The organism is Virgibacillus siamensis (genome assembly GCF_039522605.1).
Classification (GTDB): Bacteria; Bacillota; Bacilli; order Bacillales; family Amphibacillaceae; genus Lentibacillus; species Lentibacillus siamensis.
The window spans coordinates 121,120-141,499 of sequence record NZ_BAAADS010000009.1; the positions used below are offsets into that span (position 1 = coordinate 121,120).

General features: G+C 43.0%; 15 protein-coding genes. 1 reads left to right on the forward strand and 14 read right to left on the reverse strand.

Going from position 1 to position 20,380, the window contains the following annotated elements; translation table 11 throughout:
- Window positions 1–305: 305 nt before the first annotated feature.
- The 10 genes from ABD010_RS06880 to ABD010_RS06925 all read right to left on the reverse strand — a co-directional run bounded on the left by ABD010_RS06880 (window position 306) and on the right by ABD010_RS06925 (window position 13,755).
- Entirely contained in the window at window positions 306–440 is a 135-nt protein-coding gene (locus tag ABD010_RS06880) for a hypothetical protein (RefSeq protein WP_343811506.1), read from the reverse strand.
- A gap of 27 nt (window positions 441–467) precedes the next feature.
- A complete protein-coding gene (locus ABD010_RS06885) occupies window positions 468–1,733 on the reverse strand; it encodes a helix-turn-helix domain-containing protein (RefSeq protein ID WP_343811515.1) in 1,266 nt (421 codons plus the stop codon).
- A gap of 234 nt (window positions 1,734–1,967) precedes the next feature.
- On the reverse strand, window positions 1,968–3,515 hold the full coding sequence (gene pruA / locus ABD010_RS06890) for an L-glutamate gamma-semialdehyde dehydrogenase (protein ID WP_343811516.1): 1,548 nt from the start codon (window positions 3,513–3,515) through the stop codon (window positions 1,968–1,970).
- A gap of 370 nt (window positions 3,516–3,885) precedes the next feature.
- Complete coding sequence (locus ABD010_RS06895) at window positions 3,886–5,139, reverse strand: CamS family sex pheromone protein (protein WP_343811517.1); 1,254 nt, start codon at window positions 5,137–5,139, stop codon at window positions 3,886–3,888.
- A 15-nt stretch (window positions 5,140–5,154) separates the two neighbouring features.
- Window positions 5,155–7,155 (reverse strand): NAD-dependent DNA ligase LigA, encoded by a 2,001-nt coding sequence (gene ligA, locus ABD010_RS06900; protein ID WP_343811518.1) that lies wholly within the window; start codon window positions 7,153–7,155, stop codon window positions 5,155–5,157.
- Between the two features lie 15 nt (window positions 7,156–7,170).
- On the reverse strand, window positions 7,171–9,375 hold the full coding sequence (pcrA, locus tag ABD010_RS06905; RefSeq protein ID WP_390350820.1) for a DNA helicase PcrA: 2,205 nt from the start codon (window positions 9,373–9,375) through the stop codon (window positions 7,171–7,173).
- Between the two features lie 25 nt (window positions 9,376–9,400).
- Window positions 9,401–10,099 carry a heptaprenylglyceryl phosphate synthase gene (gene pcrB, locus ABD010_RS06910; RefSeq protein WP_343811520.1) on the reverse strand — a complete coding sequence of 233 codons (699 nt, stop codon included), beginning with the start codon at window positions 10,097–10,099 and terminating at the stop codon, window positions 9,401–9,403.
- A 347-nt stretch (window positions 10,100–10,446) separates the two neighbouring features.
- Window positions 10,447–10,746, reverse strand: a complete 300-nt coding sequence (locus ABD010_RS06915; RefSeq protein WP_343811521.1) for a YerC/YecD family TrpR-related protein — start codon at window positions 10,744–10,746, stop codon at window positions 10,447–10,449.
- Between the two features lie 20 nt (window positions 10,747–10,766).
- The gene (locus ABD010_RS06920) at window positions 10,767–11,813 is read right to left on the reverse strand and encodes a DUF3048 domain-containing protein (protein ID WP_343811522.1); all 1,047 of its coding nucleotides are present in this window, start codon (window positions 11,811–11,813) and stop codon (window positions 10,767–10,769) included.
- Window positions 11,814–12,015: 202 nt separating this feature from the next.
- Complete coding sequence (locus ABD010_RS06925; RefSeq protein WP_343811523.1) at window positions 12,016–13,755, reverse strand: adenine deaminase C-terminal domain-containing protein; 1,740 nt, start codon at window positions 13,753–13,755, stop codon at window positions 12,016–12,018.
- A 211-nt stretch (window positions 13,756–13,966) separates the two neighbouring features.
- On the opposite strand from ABD010_RS06925, the gene hpaB reads away from it, so the two are divergent.
- Window positions 13,967–15,412 (forward strand): 4-hydroxyphenylacetate 3-monooxygenase, oxygenase component, encoded by a 1,446-nt coding sequence (hpaB, locus tag ABD010_RS06930; RefSeq protein ID WP_343811524.1) that lies wholly within the window; start codon window positions 13,967–13,969, stop codon window positions 15,410–15,412.
- 17 nt (window positions 15,413–15,429) lie between these two features.
- Here the strand turns inward: hpaB and purD are convergent, their stop codons facing one another.
- From purD to purM, 4 genes are all read right to left on the reverse strand, one after another.
- Complete coding sequence (purD, locus tag ABD010_RS06935; RefSeq protein ID WP_343811526.1) at window positions 15,430–16,677, reverse strand: phosphoribosylamine--glycine ligase; 1,248 nt, start codon at window positions 16,675–16,677, stop codon at window positions 15,430–15,432.
- A 19-nt stretch (window positions 16,678–16,696) separates the two neighbouring features.
- Window positions 16,697–18,220, reverse strand: a complete 1,524-nt coding sequence (gene purH, locus ABD010_RS06940) for a bifunctional phosphoribosylaminoimidazolecarboxamide formyltransferase/IMP cyclohydrolase (protein ID WP_343811528.1) — start codon at window positions 18,218–18,220, stop codon at window positions 16,697–16,699.
- A 553-nt stretch (window positions 18,221–18,773) separates the two neighbouring features.
- Entirely contained in the window at window positions 18,774–19,337 is a 564-nt protein-coding gene (gene purN, locus ABD010_RS06945; RefSeq protein WP_343811530.1) for a phosphoribosylglycinamide formyltransferase, read from the reverse strand.
- Window positions 19,334–20,353, reverse strand: a complete 1,020-nt coding sequence (gene purM, locus ABD010_RS06950) for a phosphoribosylformylglycinamidine cyclo-ligase (protein WP_343811532.1) — start codon at window positions 20,351–20,353, stop codon at window positions 19,334–19,336. The genes purN and purM overlap by 4 nt, the downstream gene beginning before the upstream one ends.
- Between the last annotated feature and the right edge of the window lie 27 nt (window positions 20,354–20,380).

A 20,380-nucleotide genomic window follows, 5' to 3' on the forward strand; every position in this document is an offset into this window, starting at 1 on the left:
GGCATAGGGACAAATAACCAAAACCAGGTAGCTCCTTGGATTGCATATTCCATATTTAATCCCCCCCTTTCTGAAAATTACTAATTGTATTCACTTTATATAATAGCATAAAATTTACGATTACACACTATTAAACTGTTTTATAACAGTGTAAAAAGGGAATAATTGATAACATATTCGTTTTGACTGCATATATTATCGTGTATATAAAAACACACAAAAAAATACCTGGGACGGTTTCCACACCACCCAGGCAAGTTCATATAGTAATAGGGTAAAAATTTTAGCAATCAGTCTCTAGCAAATTAGAGGCTGATTGTGTTGCCGATTGAGAGTACGCTAGGGTGTGCATCCGAAGCCAGTTCAGTTGGCTCGTCAGCGAATAAAAACCCTGCTGTCAAAAGTGCACCTAATGACAATGTTAAAATCAACTTTTTCATTTATATCCCCCCTTAAAAAATATGTTTCTATAAATTAATCAGTTCTTCATAGGTTTCATTGGCTAATTTATAATACTTTGCAGATTCCTTGTACCTTTTTAAACCTTCAAAGTGTTTGCCAAGCATTCTAGCATAATCAGCTAAATTCGCAAAATCTTTTTGTTTCTGTAAAAATGGTATTAATTCATTTATTACAAGCTTTTCAAATTTTTCATATTCTTGTCTTATTACTAAATCATATGATTTTAAAGCTAAAAAATGAACTTTATAAGTACTTTTATCTGAAATATCTTTGAATATTTCACAACCCTTTTCAATCATTTCACTGGTTTTATAAATCTCAGAAATTGAGTAATATTCTTTGATTAACGAAATAACAGTAAGAAGCCTAGTGTTTAAATCAACTTCTTTATTATTTAGAACTTCATTATAGTAATATATTGCTTTTTTTCTTTCCCCTTTGGTTGAGTGAAGATACCCTAAATTATGATTAGTAAGTTGAATGATTTGAGGATTTTTACTTAATTCACCTAAATGTTTTGCTAAGTTATGGTGCTTAATCGACTTATCATACATTCTTATTCTTCGGTAGGAGATTCCTAGAACCGAGTGACATTGGGCACAACGAATAAAATTATAATTTTTTCTAAAGGTATCAATTGCCTTTTCAGCGTATCCAATTGCCTCAAGTGTATTATGCAATGTACTATGAGTCACCGCAATAACATATTGAATATCTGCAATGGCTTCTTCCGATAGGTCAAGCTGATTCAACTTCTCCTCAGCTTGTTTATACATCCTCATTGCCTGATTATGTTCACCCGTAACTGAGCTGTGATTCCCCTTAAATTTATACCAATAAAACTGATGCAGGCGGTCAAAAGTTCCTGATAAATCCGTTAGCTTATTAATCTGTCTTAACGCTTCTTCATTTTCACCGATAATCAGAAAATATCTGATTTTGTGGATTTCAAACATGATTAAATTATCAGACTGACTTTCATAGATAAGCTCATTTAGTTCATTATATGTTTTTATTATTTCATCTTTGTCTTTTGTATCAAACAACATCCCATACCAATCCTGGCATTTCTCTTTAATTGTTTCATCTGTTTCGTCGGTAAGCTGGATGCCAAGACGTGTGCACAGCAGGCTGATCACATTGGGACTTGCCTCTGTTTTCTGGTTTTCAATTTTAGACAAATAAGCATACGATACAATTCCGTCAGCCAGTTCGGCCTGGGTCATTTCCTGCTGAATTCGATGTAGTTTGATATATGGACCAATTTCCATCTTTATACCCACCTCGCTAGCTGAATTGAAATTGCATACAGGCTTTTTCTATATTTCTATAATAGCATATTTTCAAAAAAATTCATATTGGGAAAGTTGAAGGCTTTCAAGGTGTCTTAAGTACCAAAAATCTTGCTAACTTTCCTGATTCGAGGAAAGTTGTACAAAAAAAGTCCTTTTTTACCATGTTTTTGTGTAAAAAAGGACTTTATCGAATTTTGTAAGTCTATAGGCTTATAACATTTCTGATGTAGTTTTACCTTGCATATGATGGATCAGGTAATCAGGTCCACCTGCTTTGGAGTCTGTACCTGACATATTGAAGCCGCCAAATGGTTGATAACCAACGATTGCTGCTGTACATCCACGATTGAAGTACAGGTTACCGACATGGAAATCTTCACGTGCCTGTTCTATATGTTCGCGGTTATTGGTAATTACGGCGCCAGTCAGACCGTATTCGGTATTGTTGGCAATTTCAATCGCATTGTTAAAGTCTTTTGCTTTTGTCAGTGCTACAACCGGGCCAAAAATTTCTTCCTGCATAATCCGTGCTTCCGGATCAACATTACCAAACACAGTTGGATTTATGAACCAGCCTGTGCTGTTATCACCGGTTCCACCCGCCAGAAGTTCCCCTTCTTCTTTTCCGATTTCAATATAACTCATAATCTTATCAAATGCGCCCTGATCAATAACAGGGCCCATAAAGTGTGAATTATCATGCGGATTCCCCGTTGACAGTTCTTTTGTCAATTCCGCAACACGGTCTTTCACCTGATCATATACTTCTTCATGAATAACCGCGCGTGAACATGCCGAACATTTCTGACCGGAAAAGCCGAATGCAGATTGAACAATGGATTGTGCCGCAAGTTCAAGATCTGCTTCATTGTCAACCACGATTGTATCTTTACCGCCCATTTCGATAATCGTACGTTTCAGCCATTTTTGACCAGGCTGTACTTTTGCTGCGCGTTCGAAAATACGTGTACCGACATCACGGGATCCGGTAAAGCTGACGAAACGTGTACGAGGATGATCAACAAGATGGTCTCCAACTTCACTACCCGGACCTGGGATATAGTTGATAACACCTTTCGGAAGTCCCGCCTCTTCCAGCACTTCCATCAGTTTGTACGCAATAACAGGTGTTGCGCTTGCCGGTTTAAGCAGCACAGTATTTCCCGTGACCATTGCTGCAACTGTTGTCCCCGCCATGATTGCAAACAAGAAGTTCCAAGGCGAGATAACCACACCAACACCCAGAGGAATGTAATGGAACTGATTATGTTCAATTGGACGGCTGTTTACATATGCACCATCTTTTAATTCAAGCATTTGCCGACCGTAGTACTCCATAAAATCAATTGCTTCCGCAGTATCCGCATCTGCTTCTTTCCATGGTTTTCCACCTTCTTTTACCAAAAGAGCGGTGAATTCATGTTTTTTTCTGCGAACAATTGCTGCTGCCCGAAAAAGTACGTCTGCTCGGAACTTCGGATCTGACTTTCTCCATGTTTGAAATTTTTCATCAGCAGCCTTCATTGCTTTTTCAGCCAATTCTTTGTCCGCTTTTGAAACGTATCCGACTACCTCGTCTTTTTTAGCCGGATTAACTGAAACTATTTTATCTTCGGTTGTAATACGCTTTCCGCCAATAATCAGCGGGTACTCCTTACCAAGTTCAGCTTCAACCTTTTTAAGCGCTTCGAGCATTTCATTTCTGTTTTCTTCCACACTGAAATCTGTGAAAGGCTCATGTTTATACGGTACTACCACGTCAATTACCTCCTTGAAAAGTATATTGCTACTCCTGTGATTGCGTTTTCATAATTGGCAGGACGGAGTATCCCCGTACATAAGTATAACCGAGTTTAGTTTAGACTTCCATAAAACGATTCCTAAAAATAACAGAATGCAGACAAGAACAAAGGCGTAAGCGCCCGTATAGCAACGTACAATCTGCGCCCTGCCATTTAGTGTGGGACGGCGTTGCCGGGCAAAGCTCCCACCAAGTTCTCTGCTAGTTGCTGGGCGCTGGAGCTGAACGTGGATGAATTAGGGGCAACTGAATTATCCTCTTGTAAAAAATTTTATAATTTCCAGACAATTAGAAAAGGTATGAATCAGACTGATTCATACCTTTTCGTTAATGCAGAATATGGACTTCCGGTTTATTGGAGCCCGCTTCCCGGTAAATAAAACTTTCCAGGCGCTTGTTTGACTTAATTTTAATTTCCAGATCATAATAGTCTGGGAACATTTCTTTCACCAGCCCATACGTGTACTGGGTAAAGCCAATAACTTCACCTTTTCCGTAAAATTCAATCGGGATCTCCAAAGTCAGCTTTTGAAGCTCATTCTTAATATAAAAACCTTTACCAATTACCCCCACATAATTTGGAAAATATTCGGCGACATCTGCAGCAAAGTCGTCAATCAGCTGCTTGTCATCAAAATGGTTTTCTTGAGCAAAATCGGACGGGAACAGAACATAATCTTCCTTTATTTTTTCCCACTCATTAATTTTTGAGTCTCCGCCTTTAACCGCTGTCTTCGCTACATAATCACCTGGTACGGGAGAATTTTGCCCCTCTTCGCGATAAATAGCAATGAGAATAGGGATGTTCTTCAACCCTTCCATTTTCCGGATGCGTTTCAGAACCGTCTGTGCTATCTTCTTTCCTTTTTTCAGCATGACATCCTTCCCAATTTCCTCATAATATGACGGCCCCCCGACTTCTGTCTGGAAGCTGTACACGGATTTCATGGCAATGCCAATGGACATTCCCTTCAGCTCAACGGAATTATCTTCTTTTTTCACAAGATAATTTTGCTCCAGGACATGTGATAAATATTTTGGGTTATTCCGTTGCTGTTTTTCTGAATTCTCGTCTTTGATTGGCGGATTCAATGCCATTGAAGACACGTGCCGGACTTCCTTTTCCACTTGTTTCCTGTGTTGCTTGGCCTTTTCAGCACTCGGGTTTTGGCTGTTTTTGTATACTTTCATTTTTTGGTCAACTGCTTCTTTGATTTGTTTTTCGGTCAACTCCCGTTCCAGCCATTTATACATCATGTCTTTGCCCAAATATTGACCTTCTTCAAAGAAATACTTGTCCGGATCATAGTATTTCTTGGAATGCCTTCTTAACCCCTCTGACATTTCATCAATATCAAGCCGGTTCCCCATTTGGTTAACAATAACACCACGTGCTGCACTGGGACGATAAGGCAAAATGGTCCGGTACATTTCATCAGACAATTGGTAACTAGGAACAATCGATGTCTTTTCAGACTTATTTTCGTCTTCTTTTTTAACTACCTCTTTCTCATCAAATTTAGGTGAACAGCTTGTCAGGATCAGGAGGGCTCCCAACAGCAATATTATACATTTTTTCAACTTCCCCGCTCCTTACTAATCTAAGACTTCACTTAGTTGTTGCTCATTCCAGACAGTCACACCCAACTTTTCTGCTTTTTCCAACTTTGATCCGGCATCCTCACCGGCAATTACAAAGTCTGTCTTTTTGCTGACACTTCCCGTAACTGTACCGCCGAGTTGTTCAATAGCCTCTTTTGCTCCCTTTCTCGTAAATGACTCCATCTTCCCTGTAAGGACTACCGTTTTTCCTGAAAAGACGGAATCCCCGGCGATATCCTGTTGCTTGGGACCAGTGTATTCCATATTAACATTCAGATTGTTCAATTCATTTATCAGTTCTTTAACTTCCGCTTCATCAAAATAGCGAACAATGGAATCAGCCATTTTTTCACCGATTTCATCAATTTCTACAATATCTTCAAACGTTGCCTGTTGAAGGTTTTCCATTGTCTCAAAGTGGGATGCAAGTGTTTTTGCGGCCTTTGATCCGATAAACCGTATCCCGAGCCCGAAAAGCAGCCGTTCCAGCGAATTTCCTTTTGAGTTATCGATGGATCGAAGCAAGTTGCTGACAGACTTCTCGCCCATTCGCTCTAGTTGCAGAAGGTCATCCTCTTTCAGCCGGTAAATATCAGCAATCGTATGAACCAATTTTTCCCTGAACAGCTGAATGATGACTTTTTCGCCTAGGCCGTCGATGTTCATGGCATTCCGCGATACAAAATGAATCAGTCCCTCTTTTAACTGTGCCGGGCAGCTTGGATTAATGCATCTTAGTGCAACTTCTTCCTCCAGGCGGACAAGTTCACTGTCGCATTCCGGACACTCTTCCGGCATAAAAAATTCTTTTTCCTTGCCCGTCCGTTTTTCCTGAACGGCACGAACGACTTCCGGGATGATATCACCGGCTTTTTTAATGACAACTGTATCGCCAAGACGGATGTCTTTTTCACGGATCAGGTCCTCATTATGCAGGGAAGCACGCTGGACGGTTGTCCCGGCCACCTTAACCGGATCGAGTACTGCTGTTGGCGTGATTACGCCGGTTCGTCCAACACTCAATTCAATCTCACGCAGAATTGTGATAACTTCCTCGGCAGGAAATTTATATGCTATTGCCCAACGCGGACTTTTGGCAGTAAACCCTAATTCATCCTGCTGGTCAAGATTATCCACCTTAACGACAATCCCGTCAATTTCATAGTTCAGGTTCGGGCGCTCATTCTCCCAATATTCCACATACTCAATGACTTCCTCAATCGTTTCGCATTTTTTCCATTCAGGATTCGTTTTAAAGCCTAATTCTTTTAAATACGTTAGCCGTTCACTGTGCGATGAGAGCGTTTGCGACTCCCATTCGCCTACCCCGTACAGGAAAATATCAAGGTTCCGGCCGGCGGCAATTTTTGGATCAAGCTGCCGCAATGATCCCGCCGCTGCATTCCGCGGATTGGCAAATGGCTCGGCGTCATTGTTTTCACGTTGTTCGTTTAATTTCAAAAAAGATTGATGCGGCATAAACGCTTCACCGCGCACTTCAATTGTTTCTGTATCTTTGATGGTCAACGGCATACTGCGGATGGTCCGTAAGTTGCTGGTTATATCTTCACCGGTTGTACCGTCACCACGGGTTGCGCCTCGGACAAATCTTCCATTCTCATAAAGCAGCGAAACGGCAAGCCCATCAATTTTCAGTTCGCATACATACGAAATGGGTGCATCCGTGCCTTGTCTTGCCCGCCGTGCGAAATCCCGCAGGTCTTCAGCACCGAAAGCATTTCCGAGACTCAGCATTGGTACGTTATGCTGCACCTTCTGAAATGCATCAAGCGGCTCGCCGCCCACCCGCTGTGTCGGTGATTCCGAAGTAACCAGTGCAGGAAATTGTTCCTCAAGCTTACGTATTTCCTGCATCTTCTGATCATATTCCGCATCCGGTACACTCGGATTGTCCAGTACATGATATTCGTAATTATATTGATTCAGCAGGTCTGTCAATTCAGCAATCCGTTGCTGTGCTTCTTGCTTATTCATCAGACAGGCACCTCCCTATTGTTTCGTAATTGGGGCAAATTTAGCCAATACGCGTTTGACACCAGTCGGTGCCGGGAATGCAATATCCAATTCCATTCCTTCACCTTCACCCTGGACTCTCACAACTGTTCCGGTTCCCCATTTTTTGTGACCTGCCTTATCGCCAGGTGACCATGTTTCGCTTTCTGCACCAGTTGTGTGCTGCATTTTTTCAGCTTTGCGTTTCATCGGCTTATTTTTCGGATTCTTCTCCATTGGACCAAACATGGCGGAACGGGCCTGTTCAAAACCATCCATCAGTTCTTCCGGAATTTCGTTTATAAATCGGCTGATTGGATTCATATTCGTTCTTCCATATAATGTGCGCATTTTTGCATGGGTCATGTATAACTGCTGCTCTGCCCGCGTAATGCCGACATATGCCAAACGTCGCTCCTCTTCCATTTCTTCCTCGTCAAACATTGATCGGCTGTGCGGAAATACATTTTCCTCCATTCCGATCAGAAAAACAACAGGGAATTCAAGACCTTTCGCTGCGTGAAGTGTCATCAGCGTGACTTTCGCTTCTTCATCGGAATCCGTGTCCTCATCGACTTTATCGATATCGGCAATCAACGCAAGATCTGTTAAAAAAGCGACCAATGTTTTGTCCTCACTTGTCTTTTCAAAATCCTGCGTTACCGTCATGAACTCCTCTAAGTTTTCCAGTCTGCTCTGGGACTCAATCGTTCGCTCGTTTTTCAACGACTGTTCATATCCGGTTCGCTGCAAAACCGCCTCCACCATATCGGTCGCAGTCAGAAATTCCTGCTGCTGTGTCAACGTTTGAATGAGCTTACCGAATTCAGCAAGTGCTTTAGCCGCTTTTTTTGGTACTCCGGCGAAGTCTACCTCTTTCACAGCCTGATAGAATGAAATCCCTTGTTCTTCGGTATATGAACGCAGCCGTTCAATCGATGTTTTGCCAATACCACGCTTTGGTGCATTGACAACCCGTTCAAAACTCAAATCATCATTCGGATTTGTAATCAGCCGTAAATATGCTGTTAAATCCTTGATTTCCTTCCGCTCATAGAATTTTTGCCCGCCGACCATCTGATATGGAATAAAAGATTTGGTGAAGGTGGATTCAATCGCACGGGACTGTGCATTCGTCCGGTACAGTATTGCAACATCATTACGGGAAAAGCCATCTTCGGCAGTAAGCTCCTGGATTTTCTCCGTAATAAACAACGCTTCTTCCTGTTCTGTGGTCCCTTGAAAATAATGAATGTTTTTCCCCTCATCATTTTCCGTCCAAAGGTTTTTCGGCTTGCGTCCGGTATTATTTTTGATAACTGTATTTGCCGCTTCCAGAATCGATTTAGTCGAACGGTAATTCTGTTCAAGAAAAATCGTCCGTGATGACGGATAGTCCTTCTCGAAGGAAAGTATATTGGCAATATCTGCCCCCCGCCAGCGATAAATGGACTGATCGGAATCCCCGACCACACAAAGATTTTCATATTTACTCGCCAGTTGTTTTACTAAATAGTACTGGGCATGGTTTGTATCCTGATACTCATCAACATGAATATACTGAAACCTGCGCTGATAGTACTCCAGCACTTCAGGCACCCGTTTGAACAGATGAATCGTCTGCATAATCAAATCATCAAAGTCGAGGGACTGATTTTTCCGCAGTGTTTTCTGATATCGATCATACACCTGGGAAACCTGCCGTTCAAAAAAATCCCCCACTTTATTGCTGTATTCTTCCGGCGTAATCAGTTCATTTTTGGCGGAACTGATCGCACCAAGCATCGCCCGAGGTTCAAATTTTTTCGGGTCAATGTTCAAATCTTTTAACGTTTGTTTAATCACAGAAAGCTGGTCACTGCTGTCCAGAATCGTGAAATTACCACTGTAGCCAATCCGGTCAATATCTCTGCGAAGAATCCGCACACACATCGAATGGAACGTCGATACCCAGATCTGTTCACTTCCTGGACCGACAAGTCTGCGGACACGCTCTTTCATTTCACGTGCAGCTTTGTTGGTAAATGTAATCGCCAGAACATTTCGTGGCGGTACATCTTTTTCCCCAAGCAAATAAGCAATGCGGTGTGTGAGCACACGCGTCTTCCCGCTGCCGGCACCTGCCATAATCAATAATGGCCCGTCCGTGTGTTTAACAGCTTCCCGCTGCTCGTTATTTAATCCTTTCAGTAAATTATCCATTGTTTGACTCACAATGTCACCGCCTTTATTCATCGTTTGTTTCGTTAGCTGCTTTCACCGTTTTTAATGCTTTTTTAATATCCTCATATATAATGTTGCCGACCACGATGGTATCAGCATGTTTTTTCATTTCACCAGCCTGGAAACTGTTTTCGATTCCACCACCGTAAAACAATTTCGTATGATGTAATTCATTCTTTACTTTTTCGACAAGCTGCGGGTCCCCATATGTGCCGCTGTATTCCATATAAAAGACCGGCAGATGAAAAAAGTTCTCCGCCATTGCAGCATATGCCAGAACATCTTCTTCATCGGGTACCGTACAATTTGTTTTTGTAAATGCTTTTGCTTCCTGGTTTAAAATGCAATACCCTTCAACAGCTGTTTCGTCCCAGTTCATCAATGCTTTATATTCTTTAAGAGCCTGATGCTGAAGATCCATTACCCACTTTTTTTCCATGCTGTTCAAGACCATTGGAATATAGTAATAATCAAAACCTGGCGTAATTGTCTCCATTGATGATAGTTCCAAAATACATGGAACCGTGTGCCGGCGGATGCGGGACAGAAGATCCAAAACCCCATCCAGTGTAACTTCATCGGTGCCGCCAACAATAACAGCATCTGTTCCAGACTCACAAATTCTGTCGAGGTGTTCGTCCGAAATTTCTTTGGCCGGATCCAGTTTAAATAAATGATTCCAATTGTTTGCTGTATAACCCAATATAAATATCCTCCATCATATAAAATCCGGTTAATTCTTTACTATATTTCAGTATACCAAAAATCGCGCTATGAATTTAGGATTATGTGGTATGTTTTAAAAATTGTTATAGGGAAGGAAAGGAACTGAACCCACAGCCAGATTCACTTCTTTTTCACAGTGTTACTTTTTAAGCACGTAGTTGAACCAAACTGCGACATAGTTCCGATTAGCATGTCGCACTTTATGGTTTCCGCGTCAAAGCATTCTATTAACAAATTTTCACTAAAAATCTGTGTCATTAGTTGGGGGAGATACTGAAGAATGGAAATGCTGCTGCGGGGTTGGCAGCAGCATTCTGTAAAAAACTACTTATCGTCATCCATGATTCGGTCCAGGACGAGTTTATACCCGTCACTGCCGAAGTTGATGCACCTTCGCACCCGGGATATTGTTGCCGTTGAAGCATTGGTTTCTTTTTCAATAATATTGTACGTATGGCCTTCTGTCAGCATTTTTGCAACCTGCAGACGCTGGGCAATGGAATGTATCTCAGACATTGTTGCAATATCATCAAAAAATTTATAGCATTCTTCTCTGTCTTTCAATGATAAAATTGCATCAAAAAATTGATCCAGCTGCTTTCCGCGCAGTTTATCGATTTGCATGACAAGCCCACCTTCTTTCCTTAATTTGTGATCGTTACGGACTGATCCATTCCCGGCTGTTCAGGAACAATATTAATCCATGTTTTCCCCGGTACAAACCCGACAGGCTCACCATTTTTCACGGGAATAATTCTGCCATTCCTGTTTTCCCACTGTACTTTCCGAATCTTTCCTCGTTGAATCAGGTATCCATCACCGCCTGACGTAATATCGATTGCACGGCGGCCGGCATCATCAATTACCTCATGGTGTGTCTCCACAATAAAAACGTTATCAACTTGTATCGGTTTACCGGAATTTAATTCGACTGTTTTTTCTCGGTCATTATATCGGGTGTACTTTTTGCTTTCGTTGTCATAATTAAATTCAACAATTTCCATCGGGTTGTCAGAATAAACAATTTCAACATGTTTGGCCGGCTCACCATTGAACGAGCCAATGGCTTTGTCCGTCATAAACGGCAGTGGGTTGTAGGACGCCTTCACATCGTACCCTTTTTTCTTTGCTGCGTCATACACTGCATCAAACAGCAGGTAGGAATTATGCGGGGCTTTACGGAAGGATTCCCGCTTAAATAAATACCCATCATTATCATGAAGTGATCCATTCAAATGCTCGATTCCGCGCTCTTTAATCATATCATTTACAAAGTTTGCTGCACCATGGTAAACATAGATGGCATTATAACCGTCAGCAAGTTCGAAATAATACTCTCTTGCACTCCGGACTGGCCCTATCACTTCCGGCTTCTCACTCTGATATAAAGCCAAAAAACGGGTTATGTATCCTTCAGCCAAAACCTCAAAAACGATATCAGCTTTTGACAAACCAGTCTGCGGACGTGCATTGGTATGATTGTTAACCATCACACCGACAATCCGGGCATTCGCATTCTCATCCGCCCTGATTCCTGTCAGAGGAAATACCGCGGCTTCTTCAGGCATTCCGCTTTTTTCTTCAACTGCATTTTCCTTTGACTCGCTTTCATTGGCATTCCGTTCCTCATCTGAACAAGCTGTAAATAAGACAGTCAACAACAGAACCAGTAATACGTATACTCGCTTCATGTTCCCACCCTTTTATTAGAAAACTTGGTTGTCACCAAGCCTTTAGGTGACAGCCATAGTTGCACTTATGCAGTAAGAAAAGTTTTTATACTTAACTGCTTAGAAAACTTGGCTTATCGCCAAGCCTTGGCGAAAGCTTTAATTGCACTGATGCAGGAAGTTTTATACTTCACTGTCAAAATAGTAGTAGTTACATTATACGCTATCGCATGATTGCTGGAAAGAGTACTTCACGTTTTTTAACATCCAGGATTCCCTGCTGGGTAACCCGAATATACGGCAGATGCGTTGCGGAAAGAAAAAGAATCGTATATATCGGATCAGCAAACGGGTAGCCGAAGTCTTTCAACAGGTCCTTCAACCCTTTTTCTTTATCAATTAAGGCGGACATGTCACCATCAAACATACTACCGCCAAGACGAAGCGGCAGTTCAAAAATAATCTCACCCTGATGAGCAAGCACAATTCCTCCGCCATGCTCTTTAACACGCTGCCATGCCAAAATCATATCCGGTTTGCTCTTTCCAATGCAAACAAAATCTCCAGTTGTTGAATAGGAGCTTACCATTGCCCCAAGGTTGTTGGTAAACCCTTTAATGGCAGTATTGATGCGCCATTTGCCTTTTCGGTCAACAAGCAAAAGAAACGCATCATTATTTGTATTCGGTATAACATCAAGTGTCACATCTGTCTCAATTGGATATGGCTTAATGATCACATTATTCATCAGCTCAAGCCCGATTGGTACGGAAAACTGCAGATCCGACTTGCTCAGCTCCCAATCAACTTCAAGGGGGGCAATGTCATACTTTTCCCACTCAAAGTCCACAGTTGACTGTTGCACTTCATAATCCCTTTTAATCCATTTCCCTTTAGCCAGAACACTGACAGGGTGCGGATTTTCTTTAGCATCCAATATGTTAATATTTGCTAACCGTCCGGGGGCAATCGTCCCAAGCTGCTCTGTCATACCATAATGCTGTGCTACATTATGTGACGCCATCCGGTATGCATCAGGCAAAGGAACCCCTTTTTCAATCGCAATCTCAATGCAAATATTCATTAAGCCTTTTTCATAGAATGCTGGTGTCGCACCATCCGTTGTCATCATCATGTTATCATACGTATCGATGCCGGCGTCCATAATTTCTTCCAGCAGCTTCGGCAAATCCGGTCTGATTGATGAATATCGAAGACCTACCTGATAACCAAGCCGCAGCCGTCGGATGACTTCTTCGCCCGTTATCGATTCATGATCTGCGGACACACCAAGCAGCTTCATTTTAGTCAGCGTCTTTTCCGAAGCACCAGGCAAGTGCCCCTCAACCGGTTTTCCCATCCGTTTCGCTTCCTGTATCCAATACAGCAAGCGGTCATCACCCCTCAGCAGGCTGGGCCATGCAGTCAGTTCGCCACCCTGTACAACCGAAGAATGTTCAAGCCAGGACAGCACCTCTTCCGTATTAAAAAATTCCTCCTCATTCTGCAAAGCAGTCTGAGAATCGAAGCGTGCCCACCAGAACATGGACACCGGTAATTTATTGAATGCTCTCAATAAAGTAACCGCTTTCTTTTTATCCATCAAAAAATTCCATACAAGATTATCATTAATTAATGTTGTTGTTCCAAAATCTGCAGCATACTTAGCTAAAGATACCGGATTATACAATTGAAACGGATGAGCATGCGGCTCCATATATCCGGGTACAAGGTAAGAACCTTTGCAATCTATTATCTTAGCGGACTGGTTTTCCGGAAGTTTATCACCAACATAGACAATCCGGTCATTTAAAATCCAGATGTTCCCTTTAAGCCACTGCTTTGTATATGTATTCAAATAAGTTCCATTTGCTAAAACAAAATCAGGTTTCACGGTACCATCAATTACAGCTACATGTTCCCTTATTTCACGGTTTCTCCAATAGTATCCATTTTCCAGCATTAACAGCACTCCAATAAAACAATTTCCTTTATTTTACCATATTTTCGCACTTTACTGCACTAAATAAACGCTATTATCGTGAAAATTCTATGACACTTCTTTCTATATTACCGTCTCCCCCTTTTACAAAAACAAGGAACACTTTTTCCTCTTACCTAATACAATAGCCTATAACCGATTATCTATTTAATTTTCGTCAGGAGTGTTATACATGCCAGCAATTACCGGGAAGGAATACGTTAGCCGGATTAATCAGCAGGGGGCAGACATATGGTGTAACGGCAGCAAAATAAATGGATACATTTCTGAACATCCCGCCTTTAGAGGAATCATCCAAAGTCAGTCACACCTGTATGATATGCAATATGATAATGATTTAAGGGATTTGATGACTTATCGCTCACCAGCTACAGGCAATCGGGTCGGCACTTCTTATCTGCAGCCAAAAACGAAAGAAGATCTTGCCAAACGGCGCGGAATGATTCGCAGGTGGGCTCGAACAAGTGCAGGGCTGCTTGGGAGAAGTCCTGATTATTTAAACACCATACTAATGGCTTTTGGCTCATCGGCACAACTGCTTGAAGGAAAAGAAAATTGCTTTCCTGAACATTTGCGTGCGTTTTACGAAAAAGCGAGAGAAGAAGATTTATCATTTACACATACGTTTATTAATCCGCAGGTCAATCGGTCTGAACTGTACTTTGAAGTGTCAGATGAACCAATTGCCGCGAAGATAGTTGATGAAAATGAAGAAGGAATTGTGGTGAAGGGGGCGCGGCTTCTTGCCACACAAGGTGGAATTACCGATGAAGTACTCGTTTTTTCACCGGGTGGCATCCTTGATACAGCAAATGCCTTCGCTTTTTCCGTTCCAAGTAATGCGAAAGGGTTAAAATTCATTTGCCGTGAATCATTTGTTCATGGGGATTCACGCTTTAACTATCCACTAAGTTCGCGATTTGAAGAAATGGATACAGTGGTTGTATTTGATAATGTTACAATTCCGTGGGAGCGGGTGTTTTTTTATAAAAATCTGGAGGTTGCCAACTCATTTAAGGCGAAAAGTGCTTTTCAACCATTCACACTGCATCAAGCAGTATGCCGGCAGACCGTAAAAGCGGAATTTATGCTTGGCGTTGCGCAATCGATTATTGATACGATTAACATTTCTGAGTTCCAGAACGTCCAGGAAAATGGGGCGGAAATCATCACCACACTGGAAACAATGAAGGCACTTTTGACCAAAGCCGAAGTAGACGCATCGACCGATGAATTCGGATTAATGCGCCCCGACCCGAAACCGTTGCAGACTGCTATCTGTTTTTTTCCAAAAATCTATCCAAGGCTGACGGAAATCGTCCAGCTGCTTGGTTCAAGTGGAATGATTACAATTCCGACTGAAGCCGACTTTAACTCCAACATACGGAGCGACCTTGATCAATACTTGCAAAGTGCTTCCAGTAATGCTGAGGATCGTGTTAAGCTGTTTCGGCTTGCCTGGGATTTGACTATGAGTCCATTCGGCACCCGTCAGACGCAATATGAACGGTTTTTCTTTGGTAACCCGGTGAGATTGTCGAGCCAGCTTTACTTTGACTATGAAAAAGATTCATATGTTGATTGGGTACACGAGTTCATTAATAAGCCCGAGGAATAATCCCCCGGGCGTTATGATTATTCTTTACCGATATCCGTGCGATAAAAGAAGGCATCCAAATTACCGAAAGACTCCAGACATTGATACGCATTATTTGCAGCGTGATTCAGGCTTGGTCCTCTTGCCCCAGCCAAAAGCACCCGGCCGCCGTCTGAAACAAGGCCATGCTCTGTTTGTTTTGTTCCGGCATGCATAACATAACCGGTTTCCGGCAAATTCATATCAGGCAATGGAATGCCTTTTTCATATGCTGCCGGGTAGCCTTTTGATGCGAGCACAATACCGAGACAGCTGTCATCCGCCCAGTTAAGCGCCGGATCTTTCCCCGCTAAAACATCCTGAACCACCTGGACAAAGTCATTTTCAAGAAGCGGCAGTACGACCTGTGTTTCGGGATCACCGAACCGCACATTGAATTCAATCACTTTCGGTCCGTCTTCGGTCATCATCAGACCAGCATATAAAATCCCTGTAAATGGACGGTCTTCCTTCATCATGCCGTCCGCTGTTTTCTGAAGGATTTCTGTCATGGAAAATTGGAGTGCCTCGGCAGAAACATCTGTTGCCGGCGCAAATGCACCCATTCCACCGGTGTTTGGACCCTGATCATTGTCAAAAGCACGCTTATGATCGCGGGCGGTAAGCATCGGGTACACATGATTTTCATGAACAAATGCCATTAACGAAAACTCTTTTCCAACAATACAATCCTCAATAACAATCATTGCCCCCGCTTCAGAAAATGTTTTATCAATAAGCATTTCATCAACAGCCTGCAGTGCTTCGTCTTTTGTTTCAGCAACGATAACGCCTTTTCCTGCAGCAAGACCATCAGCCTTGACTACAATCGGCGCACCTTGTTCCTCAATATACAGTTTTGCATCGTCAGCATTGGTAAAACTTTCATATGCGGCCGTTGGGATTTGATATTTTTGCATGAATTCCTTGGCGAACCGTTTGCTTCCTTCCAGGAGTGCAGCCTCTTTTGTCGGGGCAAAAATGGCCAGCCCTGCTTCACGGAAACGATTGGCAATTCCGGCAAGCAGCGGATTTTCCGGTCCAACGATGGTAAGATCAACTGATTTTTCCTTGGCAAATGCAATCAGTCCGTCAATATCCATCTCATTAATATCCACACAATCAGCAGTTTCAGCGATTCCTCCATTACCCGGCGCCGCATAAATTTTGTCCGCATTATCACTTTCCGCCAGCTTCATTACAATACTGTGTTCACGTCCGCCCCGTCCAACAACTAAAATGTTCATGTGAAAACACCTTTCCTGATTAATGTTTAAAATGACGCATTCCGGTGAACGCCATGGAAATTCCGTACTTGTCGCACATATCGATTGAATCCTGGTCACGCTTGGACCCGCCAGGCTGAATAATGGCTGTTACACCGGCTTTTGCAGCGATTTCCACTGTGTCCGGCATCGGGAAAAATGCGTCAGACGCGAGCACCGCTCCTTTTACTTTTTCTCCTGCCTGTTCAATGGCGATTTTAGCGGCACCTACACGATTCATCTGTCCTGCACCAACACCAACTGTTTGCTTGTTTCCTGCCAGAATAATCGCGTTTGATTTAACATGTTTGACCGCCTTCCATGCAAACAGAAGGTCGGCAATTTCTTCATCAGACGGCTTCTTTTCAGTTGGAAATGTCAACCCATCTTCGTTCAGTTCACCAGAATCGTTGCTTTGAACCAAAACACCGCCCTTGACGGTGGTCAGCTTATGATAGCCGGATTCACCATTTTCCATTTCCAGCTCAAGTAAGCGGATATTTTTCTTTTTCGTTAAGATGGTCATTGCCTCTTCCGAAAATTCCGGCGCAATAACAATTTCCAAAAAGATTGCGGAAAGCTGTTCAGCCGTTTCGGCATCCACCGGCCGGTTGCAGGCAACGATTCCGCCAAAGATGGATCTTGAATCGGATTCATATGCTCTTGAAAATGCTTCGCTGAGATTTTCGGCAACGCCAATACCACACGGATTCATGTGCTTCACGGCAACTGTGGCAGGTTCGTTGTAGTCTGCGATGATTTCCAGTGCTGCGTTGGCATCCTGAATATTGTTATAGGAAAGTTCTTTGCCATGGAGCTGTTTGGCTGAAGCGAGGCTCATGCCAGTTTCCAGCGCATTTTTATAAAAAGCAGCATTCTGATGCGGATTCTCCCCGTACCGCAATGTCTGTTTTTTCTCGTAGGTAACAGTATAATTTTCCGGGAATTCCTCTTCGGTAAAGTAGTTGGCAATCAGTGCATCATATTGAGCTGTATGACGGAAAGCCTTTGCAGCCAATCGTTTACGTTCAGCCTTATCCAGCTGGCCCATTTTCAGGGAGGCCAGAACAGAATCATAATCTTCCGGATCCACAACAACCGATACATCCGCAAAGCTTTTCGCCGCAGCACGCACCATTGTCGGCCCGCCAATGTCAATATTTTCAATGATGTCCGACTCGGTAACACCTGATTGTTCAAGCGTTTGTTTAAACGGATAAAGGTTCACTACAACAATGTCAATCGGGTAAATGCCATGTTCTTTCAGCTGCTCCATATGACTTTCATTGTCGCGTTTCGCCAGCAGTCCACCATGAATCGTCGGGTGCAGTGTTTTAACCCGACCATCCATAATTTCCGGAAATCCGGTTGCTTCCTCAACTGCTTTCGCTTCCACACCCGCTTCCTGCAAAACTTTTAACGTTCCGCCTGTTGAAAGAACTTCATAATCCATTGCTGCCAGACCTATTGCAAAATCCGCAACATTCTCTTTATCAGACACACTAATCAGCGCACGCTTTTTCATCAAAAATTCCTCCCTTTCCTATTAGTCTGGTCTTGTTAATGGCTCTTCTGGTTAAAATTGTTGATCCGGAACACATTGCGCTAAAGATTGTTTACTACATCCTAATACTATTAACCACCGCCGTACTTTACCGGGAATCCGCCGTATAAAAGAGCAATCGCGCCGTACTTTGACCCAAAGTCGCCGTATAATTGTGAAAACCCGCCGTACATTTGAGGATACCCGCCGTATCACAAATTGTTCCCAACTGTTAAAGATGGCAGCAACGACATTAAACTCGGTGATGCGCACTTATACTGCAAAGGAAAGACGAATATATTTCTAGCGGAGGAAATATACGTAGACTCCTGGGGGAGCTAAGGCATCGGTGAGACACCGCAGTGCGGTAGCACAAGGTGGCTCACCAGCCGCCCCCGGTAAAGAAGACACAGCGAAAGTGATTTTCTTGAGCTGATGTCGCACTTATGCTCGAAAGTGAAAGCGAAGTATATTTCCGGAGCGATGTTATAGCACTCTTTTCTTCACCACACACAGTTTTTGAGTCAACAATAACCTACTCCCTCACCAACCGATTGATTACCTCAGGATACAATTGATGCTCCACATCCTGGATCCGTTTTTTCAACGCTTCTTCTGTATCATCCGGCAAAACTGCCACACCTTCCTGAGCAATAATTGGCCCGGTATCGATGCCTTCATCAATATAATGAACCGTCACACCGGTTTTGCCGACACCCGCGGCATACGCCTGGCCGATCGCGTCCTTGCCCGGAAAATCTGGAAGCAGGGACGGGTGGATATTAATGATATTGTTTTCAAAAGCCTGGAGCAGTACAGGACCAGCAATCCGCATGTATCCGGCTAAAAAGATCCACGTTACACCAGCTTCCATCAATTTTTCAACCAGCATCGCTTCATATTCCGCTTTTGAAGCATACGATTTCGGATTAAATTCAAGCACCGGCACATCATACTTTTCCGCCTTCCGAATAACACCGGCACCTTGCTTATCACAAACAAGCAGAACAACTTCACAATGAAGATCCCTTTTTTCCATTATCGCCTGAAAATTACTGCCGGTTCCAGATGCGAAAACGGCAGCCTTTATCTTCCTCATGATGTAAAATGCACTCCTTCATTTGCGGTCACTTTTCCAATAACGGAAGCTGATTCTCCTTGTTCATCCAAACAATTCAATGCATCTTCAGCATCATCCGCTGCAACGACGATCGCCATGCCAACCCCCATGTTGAACACACCATACATCTCATCATCTGCAATATTCCCCTGTTGCTGTAAAAAGTTAAAGATACCAGGACGTTCCCAGCTCGTCGTATTGATTTCCACGCCAAGTCCTTCAGGCAGCATCCGCGGGAAATTTTCATAAAAACCGCCGCCGGTAATATGGGAAATTCCTTTGACATCCATCTTTTGCATAACAGCAGCCACTTGGTTTGCATAAATTCTTGTAGGTTCCATTAGTGTATCGGCAAGTGATTCGGACAGTCCTTCATACTTTTTCGTCAAATCAAGACCTGAAACCAGATTGCGAACCAAGGAATAGCCATTTGAATGAATTCCGCTTGATGACAGCCCAATCACTGCATCACCTGCTGCAATCTTTTCACCGGTTATCAAGTTGGATTTTTCTGCGATTCCAACCGTGAATCCCGCCAGGTCATATTCATCATCACCGTACATACCGGGCATTTCAGCCGTTTCTCCACCAATTAAAGCTGCCCCTGCGTCCTTGCAGCCGTTGGAGATGCCGGAAACAATCTGTTCAATCATTTCCGGGTCGTTTTTTCCGCATGCAATATAATCCAGAAAAAATAACGGCTGGGCACCTTGTGCGACAATATCATTGACACACATCGCAACCAGATCAACGCCAACGGTATTGTGTTTCTGCAACTGAAATGCAAGCTTCAGTTTGGTTCCGACGCCATCGGTTCCGGATACGAGAACCGGTTCCTTGTAATGAAAGGAAGAAAGATCAAAAAGTCCCGCAAAAGCACCAATTCCGCCAAGTACTTCAGGCCGGTTTGTTTTTGCAATATGCTTTTTCATCCGTTCCACAGCTTCATAACCTTTTTCCACATCAACACCGGCATCTTTATATACATTTGACATGCCACACACACCTTTCAGCATCATTAG

Bases quoted from the DNA above. Each gene is read 5' to 3' on its own strand.
- ABD010_RS06880 (WP_343811506.1), bottom strand. From the start codon at position 440: ATGAAAAAGTTGATTTTAACATTGTCATTAGGTGCACTTTTGACAGCA.
- purM (WP_343811532.1), bottom strand. From the start codon at position 20,353: ATGTCAAATGTATATAAAGATGCCGGTGTTGATGTGGAAAAAGGTTAT.
- purD (WP_343811526.1), bottom strand. From the start codon at position 16,677: ATGAACATTTTAGTTGTTGGACGGGGCGGACGTGAACACAGTATTGTA.
- ABD010_RS06915 (WP_343811521.1), bottom strand. From the start codon at position 10,746: ATGCAAATCGATAAACTGCGCGGAAAGCAGCTGGATCAATTTTTTGAT.
- ligA (WP_343811518.1), bottom strand. From the start codon at position 7,155: ATGAATAAGCAAGAAGCACAGCAACGGATTGCTGAATTGACAGACCTG.
- ABD010_RS06925 (WP_343811523.1), bottom strand. From the start codon at position 13,755: ATGCTGGAAAATGGATACTATTGGAGAAACCGTGAAATAAGGGAACAT.
- purH (WP_343811528.1), bottom strand. From the start codon at position 18,220: ATGAAAAAGCGTGCGCTGATTAGTGTGTCTGATAAAGAGAATGTTGCG.
- hpaB (WP_343811524.1), top strand. From the start codon at position 13,967: ATGCCAGCAATTACCGGGAAGGAATACGTTAGCCGGATTAATCAGCAG.
- pcrA (WP_390350820.1), bottom strand. From the start codon at position 9,375: ATGGATAATTTACTGAAAGGATTAAATAACGAGCAGCGGGAAGCTGTT.
- purN (WP_343811530.1), bottom strand. From the start codon at position 19,337: ATGAGGAAGATAAAGGCTGCCGTTTTCGCATCTGGAACCGGCAGTAAT.
- ABD010_RS06920 (WP_343811522.1), bottom strand. From the start codon at position 11,813: ATGAAGCGAGTATACGTATTACTGGTTCTGTTGTTGACTGTCTTATTT.
- ABD010_RS06885 (WP_343811515.1), bottom strand. From the start codon at position 1,733: ATGGAAATTGGTCCATATATCAAACTACATCGAATTCAGCAGGAAATG.